We start from the raw sequence: 23,922 nt of genomic DNA, 5'->3' as shown, positions 1-23,922 counted from the left end.
GCCCCCTCACCACCGTCATCCCGGGCACAAGGCCCGGGATGACGGATGTACCAACTACAGCGTCGCCAACCGTCCGCCCTCGACCTTCAGGCTCACCGACGCCGCCTTCAGCCCTGGCGCCGACGCCGTGACCCGCAGCTCGCCCGCCTCGCCGCGCCGTGTGCGGACGATCGCCTGGCACAGGCCGTTGAAGGCTTTGCGCTGGCTGGCGACGTCGGGCTCGTGGCTGGTGGGGTTTCCGTTGCCGACCCCGATCACCTGGCCGGGGCCGGCCACGGCGAACGAGACCAGGGCGTCGGCGCGCGGGACCGGGCGGCCCTTGGCGTCGAGCACCTCGACCTTGAGGATCGCCACGTCCTGGCCGTCGGCGGCCAGGTCGTGGCGATCCGTGGTCAGGCGCAGGGCGGCGGCCGGGCCGGCCGTTTCGCGGCGTTCGCGCAGGATGACCTTGCCGCCCTTGTAGCCGTGGGCCTCGATGACGCCCGGGGCGTAGGGCACGGACCATTCGACATGGTGGTTGCGGGCGACGTCGCGGACCCCCTGGCTCTTGCCGTTCAGGAACAGCTCGACCCGGTCGCAATTGCTGTGCGCCCAGACCGCGATCGGCTGGCCCTCGCGGCCTTCCCAGTTCCAGTGCGGCAGCAGGTGCAGCAGCGGCTCGGACCGCCACCAGGCGCGGTAGTAGAAATAGTTGTCCTTCGGGAAGCCGCAGGTGTCGAGCGCCCCGAAGTGCGAGCTGATGCTGGGCCAGCGGTTGAACGGCGTCGGCTCGCCGCGATAGTCGAAGCCGGTCCAGATGAAGCCGCCGCCCATCCACGGCCGGTCGGCGGCGTGGCTCCACCATTTCTCGGCCGTGGTCGCCCACCAGGGGTGCTCGGTGTCGTAGGCCGGGACGTAGGACTTGGCGTCGTCGCGGGCGTATTCGCCGCGCGTCGCCACGGTGCTGGCGCTCTCGGTGCCGATGATCGGGATGTGCGGGAAGCGGGCGTGGAAGTCGTCCATCTTCTCGTGGCGGTAGTTGAAGCCGATGACGTCGATGACCTCGGTGATGCCCTCGCCGAAACCGGAGTCCATGGCGGCGGTGATCGGCCGGGTCGGGTCCAGGCGATTGACCAGCCGCTTCATCGTGCGGGCCACCTTGGCGCCGCGCGCCGTGCCCTGTTGGGGCTCCTCGTTGCCGATCGACCACAGGATGACGCTGGGATGGTTGCGGTCGCGGCGGACCAGCCGCTCCAGCTCGTCCAGCGAGGTCTCGTCGCTGGACATCCGCCGGGTCTCGTCGATCACCAGGACGCCCAGGCGGTCGCAGGCGTCGAGCAATTCCGGCGTCGGCGGGTTGTGCGCGGCGCGATAGGCGTTGCAGCCCATGCTCTTCAGCTGTTCCAGCCGCCAGACCTGCAGGGCGTCGGGGATGGCCGCGCCCACGCCGGCGTGGTCCTGGTGGTTGCAGGTCCCCTTCAGCTTCACCGACTGGCCGTTGAGCAGGAAGCCCTTGTCGGCGTCGAAGGCGATCGAGCGCACGCCGAACGGGGTGACGAAGCGGTCGACCACGGCGCCACCGACCTTGACCTCGGTCACCAGGCTGTAGAGGTGCGGGTTCTCCAGCGACCACAACACCGGATTGGCAAGCTGGACGGTCTGCGACAGCGACTGGCGCTCCCAGGCCGGCAGGCGGCCCTGGGCGGCCATCGGCGTCAGCACCGGCCGGCCCTGGCCGTCGAGCACGGTCTGCAGCAGCTCATAGGCGGCGGCCGCGTCGGACTCGTTGATCAGGTCGGTGTCGATGGTGACCGTCCCGTCGAGCTTGGCGCGGACGAAGACGCCCCATCGCGGCACGTGGACCGGGGCGGTCTTGACCAGCCAGACGTGGCGGTAGAGGCCCGCGCCTTCGTAGAACCAGCCCTCGCCGATCGAGGCGTCGACGCGGACCACCAGGCTGTTGTCGCCGCCGAGATTGGCGATATCGGTGATGTCGACGCGGAACGGGCTGTAGCCGCTGTCCTCGTGGCCGAGGACGTAGCCGTTGACGATGACCAGGGCGTCGCGGAAGGCGCCGTCGAACTCGATCGACAGCCGCTTGCCGGCGTCGGCGGCGGGCAGGGCGAAGGTCTTGCGGTACCAGCCGACGCTGGTGTCGGGGAACTCGCGGCCCAGAGGCTTGTAGCCGTGGGCGGCGCGCAAGTCCTCGTCGTCGGGCTTGCCCGCGGGCTTGTAGGCGGGGTTGTCGACGAAGGGCAGGGTGACGCCCCAGTCGTGGGGCAGGGTCACCGGGGCCCAGGCGCTGTCGTCGAAGGCGGGCTGGGCCGCGCCGGCCACCCACCAGTTCGCGGCGCTCGCCCCGGCCTTGGCGTAGGTGCGCTGGTTGGCGCCGAACCCGAAATCGCGGGCCGGGTCCTGGGCGTGGCCCAGGGCGAAGCGCCAGCCGAAGTCGAGCGACAGCCGCTCGCGGGGGGTGAGGTCGATGGCGAGTGGCGCGGGCGTCGCGGGGGTTGCGGGCTTGGCGGCGGCGCCGGCCGAGGACGCGGCGGCCAGGGCGGCGGCGCCGGCGGTGGCGGCCAGGGCTTGGCGGCGGCTGAAATCGACCATGGGTCCCTCACGCGGAAAGAAAAAAGAGAGGAAGCGCGAAGCTTCCTCCCCAGGCGCAGGATCATCGGGGAGGTGTGATGATGCCTAGAGCTAAATGGCGGGCGCTCCTAAATCCGTTTCCCCGACGAAGGTCGGGGCCCAGGTGAAACCCACGAGAGGCTCCGGATGAATCTGGGTCCCGGCCTTCGCCGGGAAAACGGACAGAGGAGGGAAGCGCCCTAGAACTTCACCGTCACGTCCATCAGGTAGCGGCGGCCGTACAGGTCGTACCGGCCCAGACGATCAGGCGTGTTGTCGCGATACATCCGCAGGCGCTCGTTGGTCAGGTTGTTGACCTGGAAGCGCACGCCGATCTTGTCGGTGATCTGATAGGACGAGCTGAAGTCGAAGGTGCTTTCCGATTCCAGGGTCTGCAGGTCGGCGCCGCTCCAGCCGTAGATCACGGTCATCGGGCTGTGGTGCTTGTAGCCGATACGGCCTTCGAACGGGCCGTTGGCGTACCACAGGTCCAGCGTGACGGTGTCCTTGGCCAGGCCCGTGAGGGTGAGCGGCTTGGTGACCGGCTGGAACTCCTTCAGGTTGGAGTCGACATAGGCGTAGTTCGAATAGACGCCGAACTTGCTGAGCGGACCCGGCAGGAAGAAGAACGGCGTCTGGAAGGTCAGCTCCAGGCCCTGGATATAGCCGCCGCCGCCATTGACCGGGCTCGACACCGCGTAGGTGATCCCGTTGTAGGTCTCGGGCGTCTGCTTCCAGCCGATATAGGTGTCGACGTCCTTGTAGTAGTAGGACGCGGCCACCAGGCTTTCAGGACGGAAGTACCACTCGGCCGAGGCGTCGAACTGGATGGCCTTGAACGGCTTCAGGTCGGGATTGCCCGCCGAGCCGGTAAAGGGCGCCCAGGTGGTCAGGGTGCGGCTGGCGCGCAGCTCGTCGAGCGGCGGACGGGCCACGACCTGGGCCAGGCCGAAGCGCAGCACGCGGCCCTGGTCGAAGTCGAGCTTGACGTTCGCGCTGGGCAGCACGTCGGTATAGTCGTTGCCGACCGAGACGGCCGAGAAGGTCGCCAGGCCCGGGTTCTGACGATAGCCCTCGCTGTCGGTCTTGGTGCTGACCACGCGGACGCCGACATTGCCGGTCATCCAGGCGCCGCCGATGCTGTCGGCGGCGAAGTTCAGCTTGCCGTAGGCTTCGGCCACCTTCTCATGCACGCGCCAGCGCTGGGCCAGGTTGTCGACGGCGTTGGCGGCGTCGAAGCCGTGGTCGCCGTAGGCGGCCTTGGCGATGGCGTCCAGGTCGCCGGTCAGGATGCTCGGCACGTTGAAGCTGCCGATGTTGTAGGAACTGAACAGGCTGGCGGGCAGGGTGACCGACTGGAAGCACGTGCCCCAGGTCTGGTCCTTCACGATGGGGCTGGTGACGGGCAGGTTGCCGGGGTTGGGGCAGGTCGCCCACGAGGCCTGGTCGTGGTCCTTGACGCGGTCGGAATAGCGCGCGCCGAACTGCAGGCTCTTGAACGCGCCGCCCGAGAAGTCGCGGGTGGCGTCGAAGGCGCCGGCCATCAACTCGTCGTTCAGATGCTCGGGGCCGTCGTTCTGGCCGCCGCGATAGCTGGGGGCCACCTGGGCCAGCTTGGTGGGGTCTTCCGAGGTGGTGACGCTGGGCTTGACGCCGGCGCGGGTGTCGTAGGTCAGCGAGGCCGGATAGACCTCGGTGCGCACGGCCCGCCAGTTGTTCCGACGCTCGGCCTTCGAATAGGAGAGGTCGCCCGCCACGGTCCAGGCGTCGTTGGTCCATTTGCCGTTCAGGCCGCCGGCCCACAGTTTCTTGTCCTCGGTGTAGCGCGCGATCACCGAGGTGACGGCGGCGTAGGGCAGGGTGGCGGCCACCACGTCGCCGTTCACCAGGGTGTAGGACGCGCCCGAAGCGTTGTAGTCGCCCCAGTTGCCGTTGTTCCAGTTGCCCATGTTCTGGGCGTAGATCTGCTGGTCCTGGTTTTCCGTGATCTTGATGTCGGAATAGAGGACGTCGGCCTTCAGCTCGAAGTGATCGGTCGGCTTCCACTGCAGGCCGGTCGAAACGCCGTTGCGCTTCTGGTCGATCTTCTTGATCTCCAGCTGCATGCCCCACGGGGTGGGATCGACCTTGCCGTCGCCGTTCAGGTCGCCGCTGTAGTCGCTGGCGCCCTGGGGCTGGCGCATGACCGAGTCGTTGTAGCCCCAGCCCTGGAACGAGGTGTAGCCGTTCTTCTGCTTCTGCGAGGTCAGGCCCAGCACCACGGCCAGGTCGTCGTTGAACTTGTGGACGAACGAGCCCGAGGCCCGGTAGCCGGTCTGGCCGTAGTTCGGGATGTCCTTGCCGCCGTCGTAATAGACCGGGCCGGCGCGCAGCACGACGCTGGGGCCGCGATAGTCCAGCGGATCGATGGTCGAGATGTTGATGGTCGCGGCCACGCCGCCGGCGATCAGGTCGGCCGACTGCGACTTGTAGACCTGCACGCCCGAGACGACTTCCGACGGGTAGATTTCCCAGCGGACGTTGCGGTCCGGCTCGCTGGAGGCGACTTCGCGATTGTTGATGGTGCCCAGCACCAGGCGCGCGCCCAGGCCGCGCACGACGGCCTGGCTGTCGTTGCCGCGGTCGCGAGTGGCGTTGACGCCGGGCAGGCGGGCGATGGATTCGGCGATGGTGACATCGGGCAGCACGCCGATGTCCTTGGCCGAGATCGCCTCGACCACCTTGTCCGAACCCTGTTTGACGGCCAGGGCGTCGCGCAGGCTCTTGCGCACGCCGGTGACGACGACTTCATCGACCTGGGCGGTGTCGGAGGCCGGCGCGGCCGTCTGGGCGTGGGCGCCGGCGGCGGCCATCAGGGCCAGACCGCTGGCGGCGGCGAGCAGCTTGTAGTGAGACATCGTGAAGTCCTCCCCAGTTGCGATGGCGCCGCGTTTCGAGGGACACGGTCGCTCTATGGTACCGCTATTTATCATAACAATAGTACAAGGCAAGCCACGGCCTAGTTAGCCGGCGTTTATCCCTCTCCCATGGGGAGAGGGAGGGGCCCGCGCGAAGCGTGGGAGGGTGAGGGGTTTTTGAATTGGCCGGCGTGCCGGCAGGGCGGTCGTGAGAAATCGGTGAGGGCTTCACCCCCTCACCCTCCCACGCCTCGCGGCGCGGGGCCCTGTCCAGCGGATCTTACAGCTCCACCCCGCTGAACGTCCGCTGCTCGCCGAGATCCGAGGCCGGCGTGCGAGGCTCCGGTCCATCCGCCTTGGCGGCGGAAACCGCCGGCCGCGCCGCCGCCTGGCTCTTCACCGCCAGCCCGTCATGGGCGAAGTCGTCGACCGCGATCACCGCCGCCACCGCCTTGTCGGCGGCCTCCAGGGCGGCGATTTCGTCGGGGGTGACCCAGCCGGCTTCGACGCCGTCCTTCCAGTCGCGGATCTTCTGGGCCCGCAGGCGGTCATGGATCGGTTGGGTGGCGACCACCCGCTCGAACGCGTCGATCAGCTGGCCGACCGCCTCGTCCTTGCCGCCGACATAGACGTTCTCGACCAGCCGGTCGCGGGTGGCCGAGGGCTCCAGCAGCAGGTCGGCGCAGGCGCGGGTGACGTGGTCGGACGGTCCCCGGCGGCGCGGGCCCAGCGGCAGGACGGCGATGCGCAGCAGCCAGCCGGCCAGCCGGTTGGGCAGGTTGGCGAACACCTCGTCGAAGCGCTGCTCGATGGTGGAAAAACCGCTCTCCAGGCACCATCGCAGCAGCGGGAAGTCGGCGTCCTGGCGGCCCTCGTCCTCCCAGCGCTTCAGAGCGCCCGACAGGAAATAGAGCTCGCTCAGGATGTCGCCCAGCCGCCCCGACAGCATCTCCTTGCGCTTCAGCTCGCCGCCCAGGGTCAGCAGGGCGATGTCGGAGGTCAGGGCGAAGGCGGCGCTGTAGCGGCCCATTTGACGATAGAACCTGGTGGCGCGGCCAGCGTCGGGGGCTGGAGAGATCGCGCCGTTCGTCCAGCTCCGGCCCCAGGCCCGCAGGCCGGTGCGGATCGCGTGGGCCACGTGCTTCCAGAACACCGCGTCGAAATCGGCCAGGCCCTGGGCGCGGTCCTCGTCGCCGATCGCCAGGATTTCCGACAGCATGTAGGGGTGGGCCCGGATCGCGCCCTGGCCGAACACCATCAGGCTGCGGGTCAGGATATTGGCTCCTTCGACGGTGATCCCCACCGGGATGGCCCGATACTGCGAGCCCATATAGTTGCGTGGCCCCTCGATCACCGCCTTGCCGCCATGCACGTCCATGGCGTCGTTGATCACCACCCGCATGCGTTCGGTGGCCCCCGACTTCAGCAGCGCCGAGATCACCGAAGGGTGGTGGCCGAAGTCCAGGCCCGTGCAGGTCAGGCGTCGCGCGCCGTCCAGCAGGTAGGCGTTGCCGGCGATCCGGGCCAGGCGCTCCTGCACGCCCTCGAACTTGCCGATCGGCACGTGGAACTGGCTGCGGACCCGGGCATAGGCGCCGGTGGTCAGGGCGCTGAACGCCGCCGCCGCGCCGGACATGGCCGGCAGCGAAATGCCGCGCCCGGCGCCTAATGCGGTCATCAGCATCTTCCAGCCCTGACCCACGCGCTCGGCCCCGCCGATCACCAGGTCCATCGGGATAAAGACGTCCTTGCCCCAGTTGGGGCCGTTCTGGAACGTCTGGAAGGCCGGCAGGTGGCGGCGGCCGATCTCGACCCCGGGGGTGTCGGTGGGAACCAGGGCGCAGGTGATGCCGATGTCCTCGACCGCCCCCAGCAGATGGTCGGGGTCGTACAGCTTGAAGGCCAGGCCCAGCACCGTGCAGACCGGGCCCAGGGTGATGTAGCGCTTGTGCCAGTTGAGGCGGATGCCCAGGACGTCCTTGCCCTGCCAGGTCCCGTAACAGACCACGCCCTCGTCGACCATGGCCGAGGCGTCGGAGCCGGCCTCGGGACTGGTCAAACCAAACGCCGGGATCTCGCGGCCGTCGGCCAGGCGCGGCAGCCAGTGGTCCTGCTGGGCCTTGGTCCCGAACTTGAGGATCAGCTCACCCGGCCCCAGCGAGTTGGGCACCATCGCCGTCACCGCCGCCGAGGCCGAGCGGGTGGCGATCTTGCGCACCACCTCGGCGTGGCCGAAGGCGGAAAAACCCAGGCCGCCGTATCGCTGGGGAATGATCATCCCGAAGAACTTCTGGTCCTTCAGATAGGCCCAGGTCTCCGGCGACAGGTCGCGGGTCTCCCAGGTCATCTGCCAGTCGTCGACCATGGCGCACAGGGTGTTGACCGCCCCGTCGATGAAGGCCTGCTCGTCGGGGCGCAGCGTCGCCTTCGGGAAGGCCAGCAGCTGGTTCCAGTCCGGATCGCCGGTGAACAGCGCCGCGTCCCACCAGGTGTCGCCGGCGTCCAGCGCCTCGCGCTCGGTCTGCGACAGGGCCGGCATCACGCCGCGCGCCCACTGCAGGATCGGGCGGGTGATCAGGTCTCGGCGAAGGTTGAAGCTGGTCATGACGCCACCTCGTTGGGATGGACATCAAACGCCGTATGGGGCTCAGGGCTCCAACGGACGTCGCGCGGCATAGAGGGAAAACGATCCGGTCAGGGTCGGGATCACCCGCCGCTCCTCGACCGGCGCGAACCCGGCCTCGGCCATCAGGGGCAGCAGCACGCCGCACGCGTTCGGCGTGGTGTACTCGAAGCCGTCCACCATCTGGACCTGGCGAAACAGCAGCCGCATCAGGGCCGTGCGTTGCAGGCCGTAGTCGGCGATCAGCAGCTGGCCGCCGGGCTTGAGCGCGTCGTGGGCGGCTCGCAGGATGGCGGACTTCATGGGCATCGGGCACTGGTGCAGCACCAGGCTGGAGACCACCTTGTCCAGCGACCCCGGCGCGGCGACGGCGGCCAGCCGGTCGCCCATGGCCTGCCGCCACTCGATCTCGACCCCGGCCGCCACGGCCTTGGCGGCGGCCCGGCGCAGAATGTCGGAGTCGGGGTCGACGCCGATGACGCGCGCGGTCGGACAGGCCCGCTTCAGCATTACCGCGAAGGCCCCGGTGCCGCAGCCGACGTCGAGGATCGTCTCGCCCGGCCTGGGGTCGACCAGGGCCTGCAGCGCCGCGCGCCAGACGCGCTCGCGGGTCATCAGGGCGATGACGGTGTCGTAGAGGCCGGTCAGTTCGGGGCGGCCGAGGGCGGGGACGTAGGGTCGGGTGTCGGTCATGGGGGGAGGATGGCGGCTGGCGGACGGGCGCGCTTGAACGTAGCGGCTAGCGGTCGGGAACAGGTCGGGGGACATGCCCATGGACATGTCCCCAGCCGAACCCGGACCCTACGCGCCGGGCCGCATGATCTGGGTCGCGGTGACGCCGAACATCGCCTTCAGCGTCCGGGCGAAGTGGGCGGCGTCAGCGAAGCCGGCCGCGTGGGCGGCGGTGGTGACGCCGGCCCCGGCCGTCATCGCCGCGAAGGCCCGCTGCACCCGTCGCCACAGCAGATAGCGCCGGAACGGCAGGCCCAGGCTCTGGACGAAGACGTGGCGATAGCGCTCGGGCGACAACCCGGCCGCCTTCGCCGCCAGGACCAGCGGCACGGGACCCTCGGCGAGCTGTCGCTCCACCCGGGCCAGCGAACGCTTCAGCGCCTCGGGCAGGTCGCTGGACGGGATCTGCGCGGGCGACCGCCAGGTCCGCAGGCGCGGATCGGTCGAGGCCAGGACGACGGCGTCGTCGGGGACGGGGCCCAGGTCGGCGAGGGCTCGCCGCGCATCGAGGCCGGGGGCGATGGCCTCGACGAAGATCATCCGCGCGCCACGGTGGCTTTCGAAGCGGTGCTGAACCAGGGGATCGATCAACACCACCCGGGCCTCGTGCCGCCGGCCGGCGGCGTCGCGGACGCCGATCGGGGTGTCGGCCACCGCGATCTGGGCGGCCAGGTGCCGGTGCGCGACGCTGTCGCCGACCGAGCCGCGCCAGGTCGCCCACCGGTCGCCCAGTTCCAGCTGACCATCCCAGGCGTGATCGGCCGGCGTCGTCACCCCGTCTCGCCCGTCAACTCGCGCCGCGCCTTGTCCAGCTCCTCGGCGTAGCGGCGGGTGGCGTAGGCTTCCGACAGGATGCCGATCACCTTGCGGTCGGGGTCGACGACGGCCAGTTCGTCGGCCTGGGTGTGGTCGAAGGCCCGCATGACGTCCTTGATCGACTGGTTGGGCAGCAGGGCGGTGTCGGCGTAGTCGGCCAGGAAGGCCACCGCCCGCTCGCCGTCGTCGGGGTGGGCGTAGGCCAGGGCCGTTCGGACGATGCCGGCGTAGCGGCCGATGTCGTCCAGCATCACCACCCGCTTGGTCGAGCCCAGCGGGTAGCGGCGGCGGAACTCGGCCAGGCTGGTGTCGGCGGTGACGGTCTTGACGTCCTTGCGCATCATTCGCCCGGCGGTCAGCGGCTGCATCCAGCTGACGTCGTGGGCGCTGCGGATGGTCTCGCCGCGCAGGTGCAGCCGCCAGGTCGAGAACGAATAGCCGAAGGTCTCGCGGACCAGGGCGCTGGCGATCAGCGAGGCGACCAGGGCGGCGGCGGCCACCGTGAAGTCGCCGGTCGCCTCCAGCACCAGGAACGACATGGTGAAGGGCCCGCCGACCACGGCCACGCCCAGGGCGGCCAGGCCGACCAGGGCCGCCACCGTGGGATCCAGCGACGGCAGCCAGGGCACATACACCGTCAGGGCCGCGAAGATCTGGCCGATCAGCGTGCCCAGGAACAGCGAGGCGAAGAACAGCCCGCCCCGGAAGCCGAAGCTCAGCGACACCACCGAGGCCAGGGCCTTCATGGCCAGCAGCAGGACCAGCATCTGGAGGGGCAGGGCCGCCGTCAGGTTCAGGTGCAGGGCCCCGTGGCCGGCCGACAGGATCTGGGGGGTGACCAGGGCCATGGCGGCCAGGGCCAGGCCGCCGACCGCCGGGCGGAAGGTCTTGGGGATCGGCGACCGGGCCACCAGCCCGTCGGCCGAGGCCACCAGCCGCATCAGGCCGATGCCGGCGCTGGCGCAGATCACGCCGAGCAGGGCGTAGAGGCCGTAGTCGAACCAAGACTGCACGGCCGGGGTGGTGGTCTTGAGCAGGTAGGGCAGGCCGCCCATCCGCTCGGCCACCAGCACCGCGGCCAGGGCGGCGGCGGCCACGGGGGCCAGGTTGGCGACGGTGTAGGCCCCGATGACGATCTCGAAGGCGTAGAAGGCCCCGGTCAGCGGCGCGCCGAACGCGGCGGCGATGGCGGCGCCCGCCCCGGCTCCCACCAGGGTGCGCATGTCGGCCCGCCGCAGGTTCAGCCTCTGGCCGACGAACGAGGCGATCGCCGACCCGGCCTGGGCGTAGGCCGCCTCCAGCCCGACCGAGGCCCCGACCCCGTTCGACAACATCGTCTGTCCACAGATGAAGGCGCTGTCCTTCACCGACAGTCGCCCGCCATGCAGGGCGTTGGCCTCCACCGGGTCGACGGCCGGGCGCGGGCGGTATTTCAGCCAGGCCCAGGTGGCGACGCCCAGCACCAGGCCGCCGGCCGGGATGGCCAGGGTCCGCCACGGGGCGATCACGCTCTGGGCGCTGAGCCGCTCGTCGATATTGATGGCGAACAGCAGCACCTGCAGGCCGTGGGCCAGCTTGGCTTGCAGCACCGCCAGGGCGCCGGCCCCCGCGCCGATCAGGGTGGCCACCGCGATCAGCCACAGCTCGCTCGACCGGATCCGCCGCCGCAGCCAGCTGAGCCAGCGCACGGAGGTGGAGGTCGGTAGCGAAAGCGGCATGGGCGAGGGTTCCGGTCGCCCGGTGGGCGCGGCCATCTTACGGGGGTTGCGGGGGGATACAACGCGGGGCCGGAATTGTCCCCGTCGGCGCGACAGCCCCTATCTCCAGGCCGCGCCCGGAACCTCGACCGTCACGCTCAGCACCACGCCGGTGCGCGCGGGCTCGCCCATGCCTTGCGGCCCGCGCCAGTCATTGGCGACGATGAACAGGGTGCGGCCGTCCGGGCCGCCCAGCGCGCAGGAGAAGCAGCCGCGATCGGCCTCGACCACGGCCAGCACCGCGCCGCCTTCGGCGATCCGCACGCAACGCCGATTGCCGACGTCGGCGTACCAGAGCGCGCCCCCGGCATCGAGGCAGATCCCGTCCGGGTGGTCCTCGACCTCCGCCCAGGCCCGCCGGTTCGACAGGCCGCCGTCCGGGTCGATGTCGAAAGCGGTCAGGCGCTGGCCGTAGGATTCCGCCACGATCAGCGTCGAGCCGTCCGGCGTGATCGCCATGCCGTTGGGAAAGGCCACGTCGTCGGCGACCTGGCGAACCTGGCCGTCCGGCTCGACGCGAGCGATGAGGCCGGTTGTCACCTCGCCGTGCGGGAAGTCGAAGCCGATGTTGTTGACATAGGCGCCGCCCCGGCCGTCGACGACGATTTCGTTCCACGGCTTGTCCGACAGGACGCTCAGGTCGGCATGGACCGTCAGCTGGCGGTGTGGCGCGAGGCGCAGCACCTGGCCAGCGGCGGCGATCAGCAGCCGGCCGTCGGGCGTCGGGTCGATGCAGAACGGCAGGGCGTCGACGCCGACGATCGTCTCGCGACCGCCGGCCATGTCGATCGCCACCAGTTCCCGCGCGCCCCAGTCGCAGATCCACAGCCGGCCGTTCCACCAACGGGGCGACTCGCCCATGACCAGTCCGGTAAGCAGGGTGCGGGGTTCGAGCTTGGGCATGCGATCTCCTGGGCTTGTCCTCCCAGGACGCGCGGCGGCCGCCGATTCCGACAGGTCGGGTCGCTTTCGATGCTGAAAAGCGTCGGGCCGCTCAGCCGGCCGCGCCCTCGTGGGCCAGCAGCCAGCGCTTGCGCTCGATCCCGCCGCCGTAGCCGGTCAGCGATCCGTCGGCGCCGATCACCCGGTGGCAGGGCACGACGATGGCGATCGGGTTGGCGCCATTGGCCAGGCCGACGGCCCGCACGGCGGTCGGTCGGCCGATCCGCGCGGCCAGCCGGGCGTAGGTCGTCGCCTCGCCGAGCGGAATCTCGACCAGGGCGTGCCAGACCTGGTGCTGGAAGGCCGTGCCGCCGATCGTCCAGGGGACGGTCTTCAGCGCGCCCAGCTCGCCGGCGAAATAGGCCGTCAGCCCTTCGCGCACCGCCCCCGGCGCCGCCCCGGCCTCCACCGCCTGGTCGCGATGATGCAGGCGCAGGGCCCGGGCCAGGCGCTGGGGCTCGTCATGGAATTCCAGCACCCGCAGCCGCCCGCCGGCGTCGGTGACCAGGTCGATCTCGCCGATCGGCGTGGCCAGGCGGTCGAGCTTCAGGTGTTCAGGCCGCACGCGCCGTCCTCCGGATCGGCGGCGCCCCTTCATCGGCCAGCGAGGCCCATAGGTGCAGGGCGGCGTAGGCTCGCCAGGGCCGCCAGGCCTCGGCGCGGGCCAGCAGCTGTTCGGCGGTGGGGCGCACGCCGTCGGCGTCGGTCAGGGCCCGCATCAGGGCGACGTCGGCGGCCGGGAAGGCGTCGGGCTCGCGCAGTTGGCGCATGGCGATGTACTGGGCCGTCCATTCGCCGATGCCGGGCAGGGCGCGCAGGCGCTTGACCATGTCGTCCAGGCTGGCGTTGGGGCTGAGCAGGTTGGGGTCGTCGGCGATCGACTGGGCCATGGCCGACAGGCAGCGGATGCGGGCTCCGGGCATCTTCATGCCGCTGAGGTCGGCCTGCGCCAACCGGGCGGCCGAGGGGAAGGTGTGGGTCAGGCCGGGCTCGGCCCCCGACTCGCTCCAAGTCGCGGCCAGGGGCTCGCCATGGGCGGCCACCAGGTCGCCGGCCAGCTTGCGGGCCGCCACCACGGTGATCTGCTGGCCCAGGATCGCCCGCACCGCCAGCTCGAAGCCGTCCCAGGCGCCGGGCACCCGCAGGCCCGGCCGGGCGGCGATCATCGGCGCCAGGTCGGGGTCGCGCGACAGCACCTCGCCGATGCCCACCGGGTCGGCCGACAGGTCGAACACCCCGCGCACCCGGGCCAGGATGCGCGGCAGGGCCGAGGGCTTGGGGAAGCGCACGGCCACGCTCAACCGGTCGTCGCCGATCGGCCGCACGGCGATGGTCCCGGCCGCGCCATCCAGGGCGATGGCTCGGTGGTAGACGCCGTCCCGTACCACCTCGACGCCGGGGATGGCCCGCATGGCCAGGAAGGCCAGCATGCCGTCCCAGTCGTAGGGCGGGCGGTAGCGCAGGGTCAGGACGATGGCGTCGTTGGCCGGCGCGCCAATCGCCTTGCGCCGGCGAAGCGCGGCGGGCGGCCGGTCGTAGAGCTGCTGGAAGGTCTCGTTGAAGCGCCGCACGCTGCCGAAACCGGCGGCCAGGGCCACCTCGCCCATCGGCAGGTCGGTCTCGTGGATCAGCTGCTTGGCCAGCAGCACCCGCCGGGTCTGGGCCACCCCGACCGGCGTGGCGCCCAGGTGCTGCAGGAACAGCCGCCGCAGCTGTCGCCCGCCGACGCCCACGCGCCCGGCCAGGCTCTCGACGTCGCCCCCATCCTGATTGGCGTCCAGGGCCCCGGCCTCGATCAGGGCCAGGGCGCGCGACACGGTGTTGGACGCCCCGTTCCAGGCCCCCAGCTGCGGCGAGGTCTCGGGCCGGCAACGCAGGCAGGCGCGGTAGCCCGCTTCCTGGGCCGAGGCGGCGGTGGCGTGGAAGGTGACGTTCTGGCGCAGCGGCGTGCGGGCCGGGCAGACCGGGCGGCAGTAGATGCCGGTCGTCCGGACCGCCACGAACAGCCGGCCGTCGAAGCGGGCGTCGCGGGTCTGGATGGCGCGGTAACAGGCGTCGGGGTCGAGATCCATGCGGCGATCATAGTCCTCGGGGGAACGGCGTCTCGCGGTTTTCGGACGTCACCACCCGCGTCATTCTCGGACTTGGTTCCGGGGACCCCTCCGCCTGCCGCGTTGACGTGCGCCGGGCGGACACCGTCGGCGCCGTACGCCCCCCGCGCCGTCAGCGAAGCTGAAGCAGGAGTTCTCGGAACAAGTCCGAGGATGACGGGGGAGGGGATTTGCAACCTTGAGAATAAAGTATTCACGGTGTCGTGAAGTTACCGGGTCTTCTAAAATTCGTGATCACGATGATGTAGAGCCGCGATCGTGGCCAATGGTCAAGTTTGGGTGCGACAAGATGCGCATCGAAAACGGTCCAATACACGAACCTTAACGCCGGATTCGGCATGAACATTAGAAACCGATCAACCGAGATGGTCGCCCAATAGGCCTCGGATTGGGGTTTGGGGCAAGTTCATGAAGTATCCAGTTCTCTGGGCGGCGAGCGCGCTGGTCGCCGTCACCGCCATCTCTGGTTTCGCGACAGCGCGGCAGGAGCGAAGCGCGCCCGGCGTCAGCCTGGCCCGCGACGTGGTCGCCGCCGCCAGCGCCTTCGAGACCTATACCCGCGGGGCGGGGACGATCTCGGCGGCGTTCAAGAATGGCGGCGGGGTCGCGCAGGCCCTGGCCACCGGCGCGGCCTACCAGGCCGACCAACTGGACGCCGGCATGGTCGCCTACGGGGCCATCGCCGCCTTGCAGGAGACCGCCTTCATCGACGGCGTGCGGCAGGCGGCGCGCAACACGCCGCCGGACGTGCTGATCGCGCGCCTGACCGAGAATCCGGAAAGCGTCATCGAGATCGACGGCGTCGGCGCCGCCGCCAGCCGGGCCCAGGCCGCCCTGCTCCAGCGCGCCACGCCGCTGGGCGTCACCGGCCGCGCCGTCAAGCAGTCGGCCTACGACATCCAGCACCAGGACTGGTCCAAGGACCCGATCGCCGACAGCGCCGGCCGCCTGGCGCGGGTCAAGGCGATGTCGGCGGCGCTGTTCGTCCCCGGCGACGAGGACGGCGGCCGGCTGATCCTGTCGGCCACCGCGCCGCGTGACGACAACGGGTCCCCTGGATTTGGTGGGAGCGCCGAGGGTGGGGCGGCCTTCACCCCGGTCACCGTGCGGGCCGCGGCCCTGGCCGCCCTGGCGGTGCTGGGCGCGGCCGGCGACGATGACGTCGCCCGGCTCGACACCGTCATGCACGAGAAGAAGAGCGGCTTCTGCATGAAGATGGCCAAGCTGAACCTCTACCAGTGCCTGGCGGTGGCGGGGCCGCACTACGAGGACGTGTTCTGCCTGGGCCAGCACGCGCTGATCGACACCGCCCAGTGCGTCACCGACGCGGCGGGCGGGGCGCGGGTCCCAACGGCGTCTCCGATGATGACCGCCGCGCCGCGCCGGGCGCCGGGGCTGTTCATCCCGGTCGGTGGGACGGGGCCCGAGGTGGCGGCGATGTCGCCGGTTCCGGGCAACTGATCCTTCCCCCTTGATGGGGGAAGGTGGCCTGCGAAGCAGGTCGGATGGGGGTGAACGCGCAGCGTTTCTCGCACGGCCGCCGCCGAAGTCACCCCCATCCCCAACCCTTCCCCCATCAAGGGGGAAGGGGGTAAGAAAAAGGCCTCCCAGCTTACGCTGGGAGGCCTTTCCTGTGGTCACACGTGATTGAGTGTCAGCGGATCCCCGCCACTTCCCGCGCCGCTTCGCGCTCGACCTTCTGCTGGTAGGCCAGGTCGCCGTACTTGCCGTATTCCATGCGGGCGATGGTGCGCTCGTGGACCTCGTCCGGGCCGTCGGCCAGGCGCAGGGTGCGGATGCCGGCATAGGCCTTGGCCAGGCCGAAGTCGGTGGTGACGCCGCCGCCGCCGTGGGCCTGGATGGCGTCGTCGATGATCTTCAGGGCCAGGCGCGGGGCGGCGACCTTGATCATCGCGATCTCCAGGCGGGCCGACTTGTTGCCGGCCTTGTCCATCATGTCGGCGGCCTTCAGGCACAGCAGGCGGCACATCTCGATGTTGATGCGGGCCTCGGCGACGCGCTCTTCCCATACCGAGTGGTCGGAGATGTACTTGCCGAACGCCTTGCGGCTCATCAGGCGCTTGACCATCTTTTCCAGCGCCACCTCGGCGGCGCCGATGGTGCGCATGCAGTGGTGGATGCGGCCGGGGCCAAGCCGGCCCTGGGCGATCTCGAAGCCGCGACCCTCGCCCAGCAGCAGGCCGTCCTCGACCGGCACGCGGACGTTCTTGAGGATCACCTCGGCGTGGCCGTGCGGGGCGTCGTCATAGCCGAACACCGGCAGCATGCGGACGATCTCGATGCCGGGGGCGTCCATCGGCACCAGCACCTGGCTCTGCTGGGCGTGGCGGCTGGCGTTGTCGGGGTCGGTCTTGCCCATGACGATGGCGATCTTGCAGCGCGGATCGCCGACGCCCGAGCTCCACCACTTGCGGCCGTTGATCACATAGTGGTCGCCGTCGCGCTCGATGCGGGTCTCGATATTGGTGGCGTCCGAGCTGGCCACCGCCGGCTCGGTCATCAGGAAGGCCGAGCGGATCTCGCCGTTCATCAGCGGGCGCAGCCAGCGCTCCTTCTGCTCCAGCGTGCCGTAGCGCATCAGCACTTCCATGTTGCCGGTGTCGGGCGCCGAGCAGTTGAAGACCTCCGAGGCGAAGCCGATCTTGCCCAGCTGTTCGGCGATCAGGCTGTATTCCAGGTTGGTCAGCTGCACGCCTTCGAACTGGAAGCTGTCGTCGACGTGGGTCTGGCCGCTGTGCGGCGGCATGAAGAAGTTCCACAGCCCGGCGGCCTTGGCCTTGGCCTTCAGCTCCTCGACGACCTGGACGACTTTCCAGCGCTCGGCCCCCAGCACGTTCATCTCGGCGTCGTAGCGCGGGACGGCCGGGACGATGTGCTCTTCCATGAACGCGGTGACGCGGTCGAGGAAGCTGCGCTGCGTGGCGGAGATTTCGAAATCCATGGCGTTCCCGATCCCGTTATGTCGCTGTCAAACACTTGTTTGAAAGCTTTCTAGCACCGAAGTGACGCGGACGGCAAGCGGGGTCAGGCGGCCGGCGACAACCAATGCCTGGCCTTGGCCAGCCAGGCGGTCGCGATGTCGCCGCTCCTGTCGCGATCGGTGGCCAGCACCGCCTGTGTCTCGGGGCGGGCGACGAGGTCGTCCAGCCATGCCAGGCCGCCGTGCTGACGACAAAGCGCGATCATCGCCGCCAACTGCTTGGCGTCGGGGCCGGCGCGCATCGTGGTGTCGGGATGCTGGCGTCGCCATTGAACCGGATCGACGACGCACAGGGCCTCGATCCTTCGCCGGGCCCGGGAGACGAAATCGGGGTCGAGCAGGAAGGCGGCCACGGCCAGTTGCGGGGACGCCCAGCTGGGTTCGTCCAGCGCCGCCCACAGGGCCTGGATCATCGCCTTCGACGGGGCGCCGACCGCGATCGCCGCGCTGGCTCCGACAACCTGCGGCCGCCAGCCGTGGACGGGCGAAAGCAAGGCCGTGATGTCCGCTTCCAGGCTGGACGCGTCGGCCTCGACGATCGTCTTCAAGGCGGCGACATCGTTCCGCGGCTGGTGGCTCAGCTTGAGAAAGGTGAGGTAGCGCGTCCCCTCGAAGAGCGGGGCCAGGACACCGAACTCGGCGAAGGGCGAACTGTCGGGATTCGGGGCGTCGGTCATCACGGGCGCTCGGTCGCAGGCGGAACGCCCTCTATCTACGGGACCAGCCCGTTCCGGCAAAGCGCCCCGGCGGGCGGGCCGCCGCCCCTACAGCACGTAGTTCACCGCGATCACCGGAGTCACCGAGGCGGTGGTGTTGCGACCGGCCGGGATGATCCGGGCGCCGGCGATCACGCCGAGGGCGGGGCTGATATTGTATTCGATCGCCGGGGCCAGGATCAGCGCCTGGCTGACCGGCGAGCGGCGGTCGAAGGCGTCTCCGGCTCCGTCGACGCCGGAGACGCGGGTGGCGGCGTCACGCTGGTAGCCGATGTCCATCGCCGCCACCCACTTCTGGGTAATGCTGTATTCGAAGGCCAGGTCGACGTTGAACGAGTCGCCCGGCCTGGCCTGGCCCGAAAAGCCCGTCGGGGTGCCGTAGACGCTGGTGTCGCGCACGTCGGCGCGGCCCGAGCGCGTATAGGCCAGGTTCAGGCGCGTGCGCAGGATCCGGCCGTTTGGCGTCCAGAAATAGGTCTGGGAATTGACGCCCACCGAGGTGGCGTAGGCGCCGCTGCCGAAGCCGTCGTTGGGGCGGCCGTCGAGCCGGTCGTGGCGGCCGAGGGGCAGGGTTTCCTGCACGACCAGCGAGATCGTCGGGGTGCGGCCGCCGGCCTTGTACTGGGTCAGGCGGACCTGGCCCTGGACGGTCAGGTCGCCGACCTGGACGCCCGAACTCGACCGGCCGCCGGCCCGGCGATAGCCGAAACGGGGAATGAGGCCGGCGGTGAAGGTGTCGGTGACGCCATACAGGAGATAGGTCTGCGAGCCCCAGTTGTCGGCGCCCGGCGCGCCGTGGCGCTTGCCCTTGTCGTCGATCACGCCATACGGCTTGGCGTCGTAGAGATAGGGCTCGATCAGCATGCGGCCCTTGGGCAGGGTCGAGGCGCCCGAGGCCAGCAGCGGTCCGGTCCACCAGGCCTCGTCCAGGGCTTGCCGGCCGGGCGTCGCATCGGACGCATGGGCGGGAAGGGCGGCGGCGGCGATCAGCGCGGCCACAAGCGCCGTGGGCCAGGCGCCATGGCCGGCCCGTCGCGGATTTGATCTCATGGTTCCTGCTCCCCGTTGCGATCCGATCAACCGTCGGACCGTCCTTTAGGCCGCGCGCGCCGCCGCGGCCGCCCGGAACTTGCGGCGCCGGTGTGTCAGTTTCTGTCAGCAGTCGTCGCGCGCCGAGGTGAGGCTGTCGTGCTGCGGTGCAAAACGAGAAAAGCCCGCGAACCGGGTTCGCGGGCTTTCTCGAAGCCGCTCCCCGAAAGGGGCGGCGATCTGGTCGCTTTTGGCCTTAGGCCGCGGCGCGCGAGGCCTTGATGGCCGAGATCGTCAGGACGATGAGGCTGAACATGGGAAATCCGTCTGTGAAATAGGGCGGCGTCGAGCGCCTCCGATGCCCGCCAATATACATGACAACGTTGTCATTTCAAGAGCTGTGTTGCGATGCAGCGTCGCGGGCCTCGCGACCTCGCCGACTTGAGCGCCTTGCGTCGAACCGTCCGGAAGGGCCATTCTACGGCTCATGAACATCCAGATTCGCCCCCTCGAAGGCCGCTATGTGCGGCTGGAACCGATCACCGCTGATCTTCGCGACGAGCTGAAGGCGGCGATCGACTGCGACCCCGAGAGCTGGGAGATCATGTCGACCAACGGCTGCGGCGAGGGTTTCGCCGACTGGTGGGGCGCGCTGAAGGGCGAGACCGAGCGCGGCGAGCGCATCGGCTTCGCCATCCGCCGGCTGAGCGACGGCAAGGTGGTCGGCACGTCCAGCTATCTGAACATCCGCAAGCTGCACAAGAGCCTGGAGGTCGGCTCGACCTTCCTGCACCCCGACGCCCGCTCGGGCCCGATCAATCCGGAATCCAAGCTCCTGCTGCTGGGCCACGCCTTCAACGCCGGAGCCATCCGGGTGGAGTTCATGGTCGACGTCCGCAACGCCCGCAGCCAGGCGGCGGTCGAGAAGCTGGGCGCCGACAAGGACGGCGTGCTGCGCAACCACAAGATCACCTGGACCGGCCACGTGCGCGACACCGCCGTGTTCTCGATCACCGACGCCGACTGGCCGGGCGTCAAGCAGCGGCTGGATTTCCGCCTGATGGAGACCTTCGTCTAGGCGTTCAGCCTGATCCATAAGTCCGCTCATCCCGGCGAATGCTTCAGGATGTGTGGATGGTCGAGATCGGGAAGCGCCCTGCGTCCTTCGAGGCCCTCCCTTGGAGGGCGCCTCAGGATGAGGAGCTTTGTGCTGCTTTCCTCATCCTGAGGTGCGTAGCGTAGCGAAGCCTCGAAGGACGCAGGGCCATCGCCGAAAGCAGCTGCACCGCCCGCTGTCCACGGCGCCTAGTGGCGCCGCCCTCCGCCCCATCGTCGCGATTTCTGAAGACCGCCGATCTTCGAGGTAAAGATCGCGTTTTCCATTTCCCCGTAAAGACTTCGCCAAGCCTTCGCCTGTAGGTTTCGGCTCCATGACCGCTATCGCCTGCTTGAGAATTCTGGTCGCCGGGATCGCTCCCGAGCCCGGTCGGGGCGTCCTGGCCTCCCAGGTGGAGGCCGCCGCCGACCTGTACCTTAAGCATCGCTGGAAGGCGCCGCGTCGCTATGGAGCCGTCGCGCCCCTGGCCTTCGTGCTGGCCGACAGCCGCGCCGAGCGGCTGGATCCGGTCGAGATGCAGGCCTTGGCGGTCGAGCTGGAGGCCACGCTGTTTCCCGGAAAGGCCGCTGGCCAGGTGTGCCTGATGACCTTCGAGGGCGACGAGAGCGCCGTGCTGCAGTTCGCCAGCCTGTCGCAGGCGCAACTGGCCGGGCTGATCGCCGGCCGGGGCTATGACGGTCCGCCCGGCCACGTCCAGGTGATCACCGCCGAAGAGATCCGCGCCGTCCCCAGCGCCCAGGCCGAGACCGCGCCGGCCGTGCAGGCTCCGGTCGTCGCCAAGGACGCCGCCCCGGTCCAGGCCGCCCCGACCCAGGCCGCTCCTGCTCAAGCCGTCCCCGCCAAGGCCGTGCCCGCCAAAGCCGCCGCCAGGCCTCCGGCCCCGGCCTCCGCTCCGGTCAAGCCGCCGCCGCCGCCCGCCACGGGCTGGTGGGGTCTCTACCATCCGCCGTCGGAATCCTTCGTCGGGGCCGCCATCGGCCTGCGCGCCGACCTGGACGCCGCGCGGCCCACCGACGACGCCGCCCTGCTGACCCGCGACCTCAACTGCCTGAACGACGCCCAGGCCGCCTTCGCGAAAGCGGGTGACGCGGGGATGCTGTTCGTGCCGTTCAGCTTCTGGAACCTGACCAACCCCGCCTCGCAGGAGGCCTACAAGCGCCGCCTGTCGCGCTATCCCATGGCCCTGCACGGCCGGCTGGGCGCGACGATCTACGACACCCCCCGCGAGCCGTCGCTGGGCCTGCTCAGCCAGATCCGCGCCTTCCTGCAGCCGAGCTTCGCCTTCATCGACCTCAACATCACCGAGCCGAACTTCCCGGTCGCCACCCTGCCGGGCGAGCTGGCCACCAGCATCACCCTGTCGCTGCCGGACGAAGAGCCGCGCCTGCGCATCGAAGCCATCGCCAGGTTCGCGTCGAGCCAGGGAGCCTGCCGCGCGAAGGGGGTTCGGCAAGGGGTCGCGGGGGTGCGCGACGCCAAGGAGCTGGAAGCCTGCCGCGCCGCCGGCCTGCGCTACGTCTCGGGGCCCGGGATCACCGACATGATGGCCGGCCCGATCGGCGCCGCCCCCGCGGCGCAGCTACCGCTAAAGGTGGCGTAAGCCCAAGCTAAACCACCTAAGGCTGCGTCAGTCAGTCGCGGCGTGGCGCCCTACTTTATCAACCTTGCCCGCGTAATAGTGGCGGCATGACAGCGATTGCGTGCCTCAAGGTCTTCGTGGGCGACGAACTGCGGTTCGCCGACAACGACACCATGGCGACCCTGGTCGGCAAGGTGGCGGGCGCTTATCTGGAAACCACCTGGCTGTGGCCGCGCCGCTACGGCCTGGTCGCGCCGTTCTCCTTCGTGCTGGCCGACCCGCGCGCCACCCAGCTGGACGCCCGCGAGCTGCAGGCCCTGGCCCGCGACCTGCAGTTCAAGCTGTTCGGCGACAAGGGCGTGGGCGACATCGCCCTGCTGATGTTCGAGGGCGACCAGACCGACGTCATGCGCTTCGCCGGCATCCACGGCGCGCAACTCAAGGCCCTGCTGAACGGCGAGGACGACGGTTCGCTGGTTGGCCGGGTCTGCCGCATCACCCCCACCGAGGTCAGTTCGGTCGTGCCGCCGGGCGGACCGGTGTGCGGCGCGCCGCCGATGGAGGAGCTGGCGCCCGTCGAACAGGCCTCCGTCCCGGCCAGGGTCGGCTATCGGGGCGTCTATCACACCGCCCGCGAGGTGTTCATCGGCAGCGTCGCGGTCTGGCGCCAGGACGGCGTGTCCGACGTCTTCGGCCTGACGCCGTCACGCGCCGACGCCGACCGCCAGGAAGACGACATTCCCACGCTGCTGGGGGCCAAGACGGCCCTGGCCAAGCTGGAGGCGGGGTTGATGTTCCTTCCGATCAGCTTCTCGGCCATGGTCAAGCCCAGCGCCCGCGCCGACCTGCTGCCGCATCTGGAGGCCCTGCCGCGCGCCCTGCGCGGACGCCTGGCCGCCGCTGTCTACGACACGCCGCGCGCGCCGTCGTTCTCGGCCCTGTCGCAGGTCAAGCGCTTCCTCGACCCGTTCTTCGGCCGGCTGGACCTGCGGGTCAGCGACCCGGCCTTCCAGATCGACGACCTGCCCGCCGACCTGGCCAGCAGCGTGACCCTGGTCCTGCCCCAGGCCAGCGAGAAGGTCAGGCTGGCGGCGGTGACCCGGTTCATGCGCGAAGGTCCGGCCTATCGCCGCAAGCACGTCTGGCAGGGTCTGGCGGACGTGCGCACCCGGCGCGAGCTGAACCACTGCATCGACCAGGAGGCGCCCTTCCTGACCGGCGCGGCCGTGACCGACCTGCTCGAGGTCCCGGTCGGCAGCGCCTCCCTGCCGTCCCTGCACCTGCCGATGCATGACTGGTCGACCTTCCCCGACAGCGCGCCGATCTCGTCGGTGGCTTAGGGGGGGTCACACTCCCAATCTCCGCTCATCCCGGCGAATGCCGGGACCCAGATCCTATGGCGGTGTGGATGACGGGAGGGGCTCAGCGCTCTTGGCGTCAGTCTCGAAGCCATCCCATCTGGGTCCCGGCATTCGCCGGGATGAGCGGACAAAGGTGGTTCAGGGAAGCCAACGCGCCCTAGGCCGACGGAGCCTTGTCCCCGCTCTCGCCCTGCCGCTTCTCGAGCACGCTGGCCAGGCCTTGCAGGATGACGTCGTGCATGGCGGGGTCGGCGTCGGCGCGGTGCAGCAGCTTGATCGAGGCGACGTGCACCTTGATCCCGGCCACGACCGCGGGCGTCAGGCCGTCGGCCCCGTCCAGCAGGTCGCACAGCGAGCGGGCGGCGACCTGGACCGCCGCGTTGCGCTCGGCGCCGCACAGGCTGACGATGTCGGCGGCGCGGGCGTACAGGCCTTCGATCCTGGCGTGGTCCCCGGCGTCGGAGGCCAGCAGGGCGTCGAGCGCGGCGATGTAGCCGTCGATCCCGGTCAGCGACGGTTCGCGCAGGGTCTCCAGCGTGGCGTCGGCGCGCTTCAGGGCCTCGGCCACGTACATGCCGCCGCTCTTCTGGGCCATCAGCTGGCCGAGGCGGGGCCGCATGCGGCTTTTCTTGACTTG

At 70.0% G+C, this 23,922-nt stretch carries 17 protein-coding genes; 4 read left to right on the top strand and 13 right to left on the bottom strand.

Going from position 1 to position 23,922, the window contains the following annotated elements; translation table 11 throughout:
• Window positions 1–54: 54 nt before the first annotated feature.
• The 9 genes from galA to ASD79_RS10275 all read right to left on the bottom strand — a co-directional run bounded on the left by galA (window position 55) and on the right by ASD79_RS10275 (window position 14,443).
• A complete protein-coding gene (gene galA, locus ASD79_RS10315; protein WP_056721210.1) occupies window positions 55–2,586 on the bottom strand; it encodes a beta-galactosidase GalA in 2,532 nt (843 codons plus the stop codon).
• A 218-nt stretch (window positions 2,587–2,804) separates the two neighbouring features.
• Entirely contained in the window at window positions 2,805–5,501 is a 2,697-nt protein-coding gene (locus ASD79_RS10310) for a TonB-dependent receptor (protein WP_056721208.1), read from the bottom strand.
• 280 nt (window positions 5,502–5,781) lie between these two features.
• On the bottom strand, window positions 5,782–8,106 hold the full coding sequence (locus tag ASD79_RS10305; RefSeq protein WP_056721206.1) for an acyl-CoA dehydrogenase: 2,325 nt from the start codon (window positions 8,104–8,106) through the stop codon (window positions 5,782–5,784).
• Window positions 8,107–8,148: 42 nt separating this feature from the next.
• Window positions 8,149–8,817 (bottom strand): class I SAM-dependent methyltransferase, encoded by a 669-nt coding sequence (locus tag ASD79_RS10300; RefSeq protein ID WP_056721204.1) that lies wholly within the window; start codon window positions 8,815–8,817, stop codon window positions 8,149–8,151.
• A gap of 108 nt (window positions 8,818–8,925) precedes the next feature.
• Window positions 8,926–9,630: a helix-turn-helix domain-containing protein gene (locus ASD79_RS10295; protein WP_056721202.1), complete on the bottom strand. Its 705-nt coding sequence runs from the start codon at window positions 9,628–9,630 to the stop codon at window positions 8,926–8,928.
• Complete coding sequence (locus ASD79_RS10290) at window positions 9,627–11,390, bottom strand: chloride channel protein (protein ID WP_056721200.1); 1,764 nt, start codon at window positions 11,388–11,390, stop codon at window positions 9,627–9,629. Before ASD79_RS10290 ends, ASD79_RS10295 begins: the two co-directional genes overlap by 4 nt.
• 99 nt (window positions 11,391–11,489) lie before the next feature.
• On the bottom strand, window positions 11,490–12,332 hold the full coding sequence (locus ASD79_RS10285; RefSeq protein ID WP_056721199.1) for an SMP-30/gluconolactonase/LRE family protein: 843 nt from the start codon (window positions 12,330–12,332) through the stop codon (window positions 11,490–11,492).
• A gap of 91 nt (window positions 12,333–12,423) precedes the next feature.
• A complete protein-coding gene (locus ASD79_RS10280; protein WP_056721197.1) occupies window positions 12,424–12,936 on the bottom strand; it encodes a methylated-DNA--[protein]-cysteine S-methyltransferase in 513 nt (170 codons plus the stop codon).
• Window positions 12,926–14,443: a DNA-3-methyladenine glycosylase 2 gene (locus ASD79_RS10275; RefSeq protein WP_056721195.1), complete on the bottom strand. Its 1,518-nt coding sequence runs from the start codon at window positions 14,441–14,443 to the stop codon at window positions 12,926–12,928. Before ASD79_RS10275 ends, ASD79_RS10280 begins: the two co-directional genes overlap by 11 nt.
• Before the next feature lie 447 nt (window positions 14,444–14,890).
• Between ASD79_RS10275 and ASD79_RS10270 the strand changes: the two genes are divergently transcribed.
• On the top strand, window positions 14,891–15,943 hold the full coding sequence (locus ASD79_RS10270) for a hypothetical protein (RefSeq protein ID WP_056721193.1): 1,053 nt from the start codon (window positions 14,891–14,893) through the stop codon (window positions 15,941–15,943).
• A 193-nt stretch (window positions 15,944–16,136) separates the two neighbouring features.
• Here ASD79_RS10270 and ASD79_RS10265 read toward each other — a convergent pair whose 3' ends face one another.
• The 3 genes from ASD79_RS10265 to ASD79_RS10255 form a co-directional block, all read right to left on the bottom strand.
• A complete protein-coding gene (locus tag ASD79_RS10265; RefSeq protein ID WP_056721192.1) occupies window positions 16,137–17,444 on the bottom strand; it encodes an acyl-CoA dehydrogenase family protein in 1,308 nt (435 codons plus the stop codon).
• Window positions 17,445–17,527: 83 nt separating this feature from the next.
• Entirely contained in the window at window positions 17,528–18,160 is a 633-nt protein-coding gene (locus tag ASD79_RS10260) for a hypothetical protein (protein WP_056721190.1), read from the bottom strand.
• Between the two features lie 87 nt (window positions 18,161–18,247).
• Window positions 18,248–19,249, bottom strand: coding sequence for a transporter (locus tag ASD79_RS10255; RefSeq protein ID WP_056721188.1), 1,002 nt, complete (start codon window positions 19,247–19,249; stop codon window positions 18,248–18,250).
• A 466-nt stretch (window positions 19,250–19,715) separates the two neighbouring features.
• Between ASD79_RS10255 and ASD79_RS10250 the strand changes: the two genes are divergently transcribed.
• The 3 genes from ASD79_RS10250 to ASD79_RS10240 all read left to right on the top strand — a co-directional run bounded on the left by ASD79_RS10250 (window position 19,716) and on the right by ASD79_RS10240 (window position 23,264).
• Window positions 19,716–20,306 (top strand): GNAT family N-acetyltransferase, encoded by a 591-nt coding sequence (locus ASD79_RS10250; RefSeq protein ID WP_056721186.1) that lies wholly within the window; start codon window positions 19,716–19,718, stop codon window positions 20,304–20,306.
• Window positions 20,307–20,658: 352 nt separating this feature from the next.
• Entirely contained in the window at window positions 20,659–21,945 is a 1,287-nt protein-coding gene (locus tag ASD79_RS10245) for a hypothetical protein (RefSeq protein ID WP_056721183.1), read from the top strand.
• 86 nt (window positions 21,946–22,031) lie between these two features.
• Complete coding sequence (locus ASD79_RS10240) at window positions 22,032–23,264, top strand: hypothetical protein (protein WP_056721181.1); 1,233 nt, start codon at window positions 22,032–22,034, stop codon at window positions 23,262–23,264.
• Window positions 23,265–23,442: 178 nt separating this feature from the next.
• Here the strand turns inward: ASD79_RS10240 and ASD79_RS10235 are convergent, their stop codons facing one another.
• Complete coding sequence (locus ASD79_RS10235) at window positions 23,443–23,904, bottom strand: hypothetical protein (protein WP_235524392.1); 462 nt, start codon at window positions 23,902–23,904, stop codon at window positions 23,443–23,445.
• Window positions 23,905–23,922 lie beyond the last annotated feature (18 nt).

Origin of the sequence: Caulobacter sp. Root655 (assembly GCF_001427665.1) — a bacterium.
Taxonomy (GTDB): Bacteria; Pseudomonadota; Alphaproteobacteria; order Caulobacterales; family Caulobacteraceae; genus Caulobacter.
The sequence above is the reverse complement of the archived record's forward strand: the minus strand, read 5'-3'. Positions and strand labels throughout refer to the sequence as shown.